7 protein-coding genes are annotated in these 6465 nt (G+C 69.9%); 2 read left to right on the top strand and 5 right to left on the bottom strand.

Going from position 1 to position 6465, the window contains the following annotated elements; translation table 11 throughout:
* The 3 genes from O3Q52_RS17795 to O3Q52_RS17785 form a co-directional block, all read right to left on the bottom strand.
* Positions 1 to 1291: PAS domain-containing sensor histidine kinase (locus O3Q52_RS17795; RefSeq protein ID WP_269649769.1), on the bottom strand; the 1291-nt coding region annotated here is incomplete at its 3' end.
* Between the two features lie 8 nt (positions 1292 to 1299).
* Positions 1300 to 1974: a response regulator transcription factor gene (locus O3Q52_RS17790; protein ID WP_269649768.1), complete on the bottom strand. Its 675-nt coding sequence runs from the start codon at positions 1972 to 1974 to the stop codon at positions 1300 to 1302.
* Positions 1975 to 2787: 813 nt separating this feature from the next.
* Complete coding sequence (locus O3Q52_RS17785) at positions 2788 to 3000, bottom strand: DUF4287 domain-containing protein (protein ID WP_269649767.1); 213 nt, start codon at positions 2998 to 3000, stop codon at positions 2788 to 2790.
* Between the two features lie 186 nt (positions 3001 to 3186).
* On the opposite strand from O3Q52_RS17785, the gene O3Q52_RS17780 reads away from it, so the two are divergent.
* On the top strand, positions 3187 to 3984 hold the full coding sequence (locus tag O3Q52_RS17780; protein ID WP_269649766.1) for a VOC family protein: 798 nt from the start codon (positions 3187 to 3189) through the stop codon (positions 3982 to 3984).
* 65 nt (positions 3985 to 4049) lie between these two features.
* Here the strand turns inward: O3Q52_RS17780 and O3Q52_RS17775 are convergent, their stop codons facing one another.
* Positions 4050 to 4859: an SAM-dependent methyltransferase gene (locus O3Q52_RS17775; protein ID WP_269649765.1), complete on the bottom strand. Its 810-nt coding sequence runs from the start codon at positions 4857 to 4859 to the stop codon at positions 4050 to 4052.
* Between the two features lie 163 nt (positions 4860 to 5022).
* Between O3Q52_RS17775 and O3Q52_RS17770 the strand changes: the two genes are divergently transcribed.
* The gene (locus O3Q52_RS17770) at positions 5023 to 5331 is read left to right on the top strand and encodes a GNAT family N-acetyltransferase (protein WP_269649764.1); all 309 of its coding nucleotides are present in this window, start codon (positions 5023 to 5025) and stop codon (positions 5329 to 5331) included.
* A gap of 37 nt (positions 5332 to 5368) precedes the next feature.
* Here O3Q52_RS17770 and O3Q52_RS17765 read toward each other — a convergent pair whose 3' ends face one another.
* The gene (locus O3Q52_RS17765) at positions 5369 to 6424 is read right to left on the bottom strand and encodes an LLM class flavin-dependent oxidoreductase (RefSeq protein WP_269649763.1); all 1056 of its coding nucleotides are present in this window, start codon (positions 6422 to 6424) and stop codon (positions 5369 to 5371) included.
* Positions 6425 to 6465: the final 41 nt, after the last annotated feature.

Genomic DNA, 6465 nt, shown 5'->3' with positions numbered 1-6465 from the left:
CCGGCTGCGGCGCGTCCGAGGCGGCCGTCGGCAGCAGCACGCCGAACGAGGCTCCCTTGCCCGGCCCGTCGCTGTGCGCGGAGATCCGGCCGCCGTGGAGTTCGACGATGGTGCGGGCCACCGCGAGCCCGAGTCCGAGCCCCTCGGGAGTGTGCGGCCCGGCGGGAGCCGCCCGCATGAACACCCCGAACAGTTCCTCCGCCTGACCGGGGTCGAAACCGATCCCGTCGTCCCTGACCGTGAGCTGCGCCTGCCCGTCCACGGACGACAGGCACACGTCCGTACGGCCGCCCGGCAGCGTGTACTTCAGCGCGTTGGACAGCAGGTTCGTCAGCACCTGGGCCAGCCGCAGCCGGTCTCCGTCGACGAGCACGGGACCGTCGGGCAGCCGGAGGGCGAGTGCTCTTCCCTCGTGGCCGAACAGACCACGCATGTCGGCGCAGGCACTCTCGACGGCCGACCTCAGATCCATCCGCTCGGGCACCAGCTCCAGACGACCGGTCAACGCGCGCGTGCCGTCCAGCAGGTCGTTGCTCATCCGGGCCAGGATGCCGAGCTGCCGTTCCAGGACGGAGAGCGCCGGATGGCCGCCGGGCAGGTCGAGAGCCAGCAGCTCGGTCGCCGCGGTGGCGGCGGCCAGCGGATTGCGCAGCTCGTGCGAGAGCGTCGCGATGAACCGGTCCTTCGCCCGCTGCTCCTCCTGCAACTGCCGCCCCGCAGTGTCGAGTTCGCCGTTCACCCGGCGCAACTGCTCGTTGACCTCCTGGATCTCCCTCGCGCGGACGAACAGATCGATCTCCATGCCCTCCGCGCGCATCTGTGCCTCGGCGGCCGCCCGCTCGCGTTCGTGTCCGACCCGGCGCAGCCGCACGAACTCGGTGACGTCCTCGACCCGGTGGATGATGTGCGTCACCCGGTCGTCGGCGTCCAGGACCGGTGTGTTGACCGGGCTCCAGTAGCGCTCGACGAAACCGCCCTCGTCGCCCGTCGGGATGTCGTACCGCTGCAGCGCCATCGTGTCCGTGCGGCCCGTGCCCACCACCGTCTCCAGCGACCGGCGCAGGTTGGTGACGCCGTCGGCCGACGGGTCCTCGGGGTTGTCGGGGAACACATCGAAGACGGGGCGCCCGACAATGCTCCGCCGGGTGCCCGTGGCCGTCAGATAGGCGCGGTTGACCTCGACGATCGTGAAGTCCGGGGCGAGGATGAGCAGCGGGGAGAGCGTGGAGTCGAAGAGGCGCCGGAAGTCCGGGACGGGCTTCGGGGTGCTGGACGGACGGCTCGTGGACATGGCGGCCCTCACGGATCGAGACGGTATCCGTAGCCGCGCACCGTGGTGATCCGCGGTGCGGGCGCCGGGAGTCGGGAGAGTTTGCCGCGCAGCCGGTACACGTGCTCGATGACCGTCGCGGACTGCTGCCAGGACGCTCCCCAGATCAGCTCCAGCAGCTGCTCGGTGGAGAAGACCCGGCCGGGGGAGCGCGCGAGGGCCTCCAACAGGGCGTACTCCTTGGGGCGCAGGTTCAGCAGGACACCCGTGCCGCTCGCCTGGCGTGCGGCGGTGTCGACGCGCAGGGTCCCGACGTCGAGGACCGTCGACAGCTCGGGCGGTCGGCACCGGCGCAGCACGGCGCCGATACGGGCGACGAGTTCCCGCTGTGAGAACGGCTTGACGAGATAGTCGTCCGCGCCGATCTCCAGGCCCGCCACCCGGTCCGTCTCGTCTCCGCGACCGCTGACGACTATGACCGGAAGTCGACTGGTGGAGCGCAGCGCCCGCAGCAGTTCGAGACCGCTGCCGTCGGGAAGTCCCAGGTCGAGGACGACGAGATCGATGCCGCCGTCGTGCATGACGGCCTTGCCGGCCCGGGCGTCCATGGCCCACGTGACGCTGAAACCCTCACGCTCGAGATAGATACGGCACATCAGTGCGAAGTCGGGATCGTCCTCGATCAACGCGAGGTGTGGACGCACTCGTCATCACCCGGCCCAACTGCCGCCCGCACGTTGTGTCGCTGGTGAGCGGGCGTTGATGCCCCGACCATGTGGCGAAGGTAGAACAGTAGGCACCCACGGTTCAAGGGGGAGCCGCCCGGGGGAGTTCCGGCGCGGGCGCGTGCGGCGCGGGGAGCGCGTGACGCCGCACCAGCCCGTGCCGGAACATGGGTCACAACCGGCCACGGAAACCACTCCCGTCAGGCCTTTGACAGTCCTGTGCGGTCGAGAACGGTCCCGTCGGGTCGGGAACCCTGCGGTCAGCGCGGCCTGCGGGCCGGTCGCGGTGCGGTTCTGCGGTGGATGGGTCCGTCCGGCGCGTACCAGCCGGCCTTCTTCCGGACAGCGGACAGCGGGCGACGGATCGTTGTCCCGGGCCCGGACCAGGGCGGCGACCGCCTCCGGGTGGGTGTGCACCGACAGCCCGACCAGCTCCGCGGCGAAGTTGCGCACGTGGGCGTCCGGATCCCGGCTCAGCAGCTGGATCCCCTGGGCGGCACCACGGCCCGGTCGGGGCGGCAGGCATCGCTCTTGCGCCGGTCACAGGCCGGCGCGTGCACCGCGGCGATCCGGACCTGGGGGCTGGCGTCGTCGAGCACGGCGATCAGTCGTCCAGCGCCTCGGTCACCGGCAGGTGGTCCAGCAGCCTGCAGCACTGCTCCCGTACCGGGGCTTCGGGGTGCGCCGGGCCACGCCGGATGGCCGGCACGGCGCCTCCCCGTCCCGGGCTCCCCTCATCGACGAGTCCGCCGAGGCCGTCTCACGGCCCGCAACGCATTTCCTCCCGGTGGATCACCTGCCGCTGTCCTCGGCGAGCGTGTGGGCGACGAGGGCGTTGGCGTGGCCGTGGCCGATGCCGTGCTCGGTCTTGAGCCAGGCCACGAGTTCCATGTGCCTGGTGAGGGGCGAGGAGCGGATGAGGCCCTGCCACTCGGCTATGGGGCGGCCGTACTTCTTCTCGATGGAGGGGAAGTAGCTCGCGGGCCCCTTCACGGTCTCGCTCATGTCGGTGTCCATCCTCTGGTCTGCTGCTTCGAGTGGTGTCGCAGTGTTGGACCGAGGCGGTCACGGAACATCATCGGCGTACAAAAGTGACCTGCGTCACGTATCTCACGGTGTTCGCCGCGCGCGTCGGCCGACGGCTGGCTAGCGTGACAGGTCAGAGCCTTCAATGACGAGGGAGTCAGAGCCATGGCCGTACAACCTGAGGGAACACCGTGCTGGGCCGACGCCAGTTTCAGCGATGTCGAGGGTGCCAAGAGCTTCTACGGTGACGTGCTGGGGTGGACGTTCGGCGAGGCCTCGTCGGAGTACGGGAACTACACACAGGCCTACGCGAACGGCAAGGCGGTGGCCGCCGTCGTGCCGCCCATGCCCGGCGCGGAGGGCCAGTCGGCGTGGTGTCTGTACCTCGCGTCGCCGGATGCCGCCGCGACCGCCGAGAAGGTACGCGCCAACGGCGGCCAGGTCCTGATGGAACCGATGAAGGTCGGCGACTTCGGCACCATGCTGCTGGCCCAGGAGCCGAGCGGCGCCGTCTTCGGCGTGTGGCAGGCCGGCGTCCACGAGGGCTTCGAGGCGACGGCCGTGCCGGGCGCCTACTGCTGGGGCGAGTTCTTCACCCGGGAACCCGAGAAGGTGGACGGCTTCCTCCCCGCCGTCTTCCCCTACCGCGCACAGCAGATGGAGGACGACGCGATCGACTTCAGGATCTTCAACCTCGGCGAGGAGACCGTTCTGGGCCGGATGAAGATGACGGACGAGTTCCCGCCCGAGGTGCCGTCCTACGTCAACGTCTACTTCACGGTCGAGGACTGCGACGCCGCCGTCGCGAAGGCGACCGAACGTGGCGCGATCCTGCGGTTCGGCCCGATGAGCAGCCCCTTCGGACGGTTCGCGGCACTCAGCGATCCCCAGGGTGCGTCGTTCTCCGTGATCGACGTCACCACGACCGAGGGCGAGATGCCGAAGCTGACCGACGTGTCCTGAGCGTGCGTCCGATGCGCACGGGTGAGGCGGGCCCGTCCGAGGACGGGCCCGGCCGTGACGTGGCGCTACGGCTTGCGGCCGACCGCTCCGTAGGCGTCGACCACCGAACCGGCGGCTTCCGGACGCCACTGGGTGACCTGCACGACGCCGGGTTCGACCAGCTCCAGCCCGTCGAAGAACCCGGCGATCTCGTCGACGGCGCGCACGTAGTACGGGACGGCGCCACTGGAGTTGTACGCCTCCGACGCGGCGATCATGCCCTCGCTGGTGGCGGTGCTGTCGCTGATCACCAGGTAACTGCCCGAGGGCAGACCGGCCATGAGGCGCGAGACCAGATCCCGAGCCTGGTCGTACTCGGCGACATGGCCGAGCGTGTTGAGGATCATCAGGGCGACGGGCTTGGAGAAGTCCAGCGTGTGCGCCGCTGCCTTGAGGACGGCCTCGGGCTCGTACAGGTTGGCGTCGAGGTACGCCGTCTCGCCCTCGGGCGTGCTCGTGAGCAGGGCACGGGCGTGGGCGAGGACCAGGGGGTCGTTGTCGACGTACACGATGCGTGCGTCCGGCGCCACGCGCTGGGCGACCTCGTGCGTGTTGTCGGCGGTCGGCAGACCGGTGCCGATGTCCAGGAACTGCCGGATGCCCTGCTCGCCGGCGAGGTGAGTGACAGCACGTCCGAGGAAGTGGCGGCTCGTGCTCGCCACGTCGACGAGGCCGGGGAAGATCTCCTTGATGTGGTCCCCGATCTCACGGTCCACCTCGTAGTGGTCCTTGCCGCCCACGAAGTAGTTCCAGAATCGCGCGGAGTGCGGCTTGTCCGTGTCGATCCGGGCCCGTATCTCGGCAGCTGCGGCGAGTTCGGGTTCGTGCTCTGTCACGAGAGGGCCTCCTGCGGATCGTTGTTCGGCAATCGAACGTCAACTTAGTCGAATGATCCACCCGCGCGTCTGCGCTCCGGACGGCAACTCGGGTGGACCGTACGGGTTTTGGCCACTGTGGGTTAGTGTCGTGCACCGGCGCAACGGGGTTCAAGGAGGAGACATGGCGATCGAGGTCAGTGACAAGCCCGAGGCGCGTCGCTACGAGGCCCGGATCGACGGGGCGTCGACGGTCGCCGGCTTCGCGGAGTACATCCGTACCGAGGAGCTGATCGCGTTCGTCCACACCGAGGTGAGCCCGGAGTGCGAGGGCAAGGGTGTCGGGTCCGCGCTGGTCCGGTCCTCCCTGGACGAGGCACGTGCCGCGGGCCTGCGGGTGCTGGCCACCTGCCCCTTCTACGCGGGCTGGATCGCCCGCCACCCCGCGTACGGAGACCTGCTGTACCAGGCGCGCAGCCAGGTCAGCGACTGACACCGACGACCACGCCGAACGCGCGGCCGACGGGCCCCTATCCGTGCTGGGCCGACGCCTTCCAGCCGAGTGCCGGGCCCAGCCGGGTGGCGATGTCGGTGAGGATCTGGACGTAGTCGTCGTGCTCGAAGGTGAAGGGCAGCGCGAACGCCACCTCGTCGATCTCCCGGAACGCCGCGTGTGCGTAGAGCCGTTCGGCGATCTCCGCGGACGTGCCGACGAGGTCCGGCGCGAACATCAGGCGGGCCGGCCCCTGAGGGGTGGCGGTCCGCGGCAGCCGCTTCTCCGCGTACGCCTCGTACTTCGCGCGCTGCTCCGGTGAGGCGCTGTCGGTCGGGATGACGACGAGCCCCTGGGAGACCCGGGCACGGTCGCCTTCGGGGTGGTGGGCACGGAAGGCGCGCACGTGGGACAGCTGGACCTCGGCGAAGTCCTGGGACCCCTCCGCCTTGACGACGCTGCTGGTCAGGAAGTTCATCGCGTGCTCACCGGCCCACTGGGCCGACCGCAGGCTTCCACCGCCGTACCAGAGACGGCGGCCAAGACCGGGAGCGTGCGGCTGGACCCGGTCCGAGCTGTATTCGATATGCGGCTGCCGCCGCGTGGCCTCGAAGCCCTCGACACCGCTGAAGTCGGTGGCCGGTTTGCCGCGTACGAAGTCCAGCAGCCGCGCCACCCGGTCGTACCCGAAGTCCTCGGCGTCGGCGGTGTCCGGATACAGCGCCTGCTTGACCTGGTCGTAGTGCATCGGCGGGCCGACGCTGACGCCGGGATTGAGCCGGCCGCCGGACAGGATGTCGACCGTGGCCAGGTCCTCGGCCAGCCGCAGCGGGTTCTCCCAGCCCAGCGGGATGACCGCGGTGCCGAGCTCGATGCGGGTGGTGCGCTGCGAGGCCGCGGCCAGGACGGCCACGGGGGAGGAGATGCCGTACTGGAGATGGCGGTGGCGCAGCCACGCGCTGTCGAAGCCCAGTCGCTCACCGAGCTGGATGATCTCCAGCGTCGACTCGTGGCCCTTGCGGGGGTCGGCCTCGTCGAACAACCCGATGGTCAGGAAGCCCAGCTTGCGCAACGGTTGTGAGGGCAGAGGCACGGGGCTCCTCCATCGTCCGGGGCGGGTTCTGCCGAACGCCT

It is taken from the genome of Streptomyces sp. ActVer, from assembly GCF_027270795.1.
GTDB lineage: Bacteria > Actinomycetota > Actinomycetes > Streptomycetales > Streptomycetaceae > Streptomyces > Streptomyces umbrinus_A.
The sequence above is the reverse complement of the archived record's forward strand: the minus strand, read 5'-3'. Positions and strand labels throughout refer to the sequence as shown.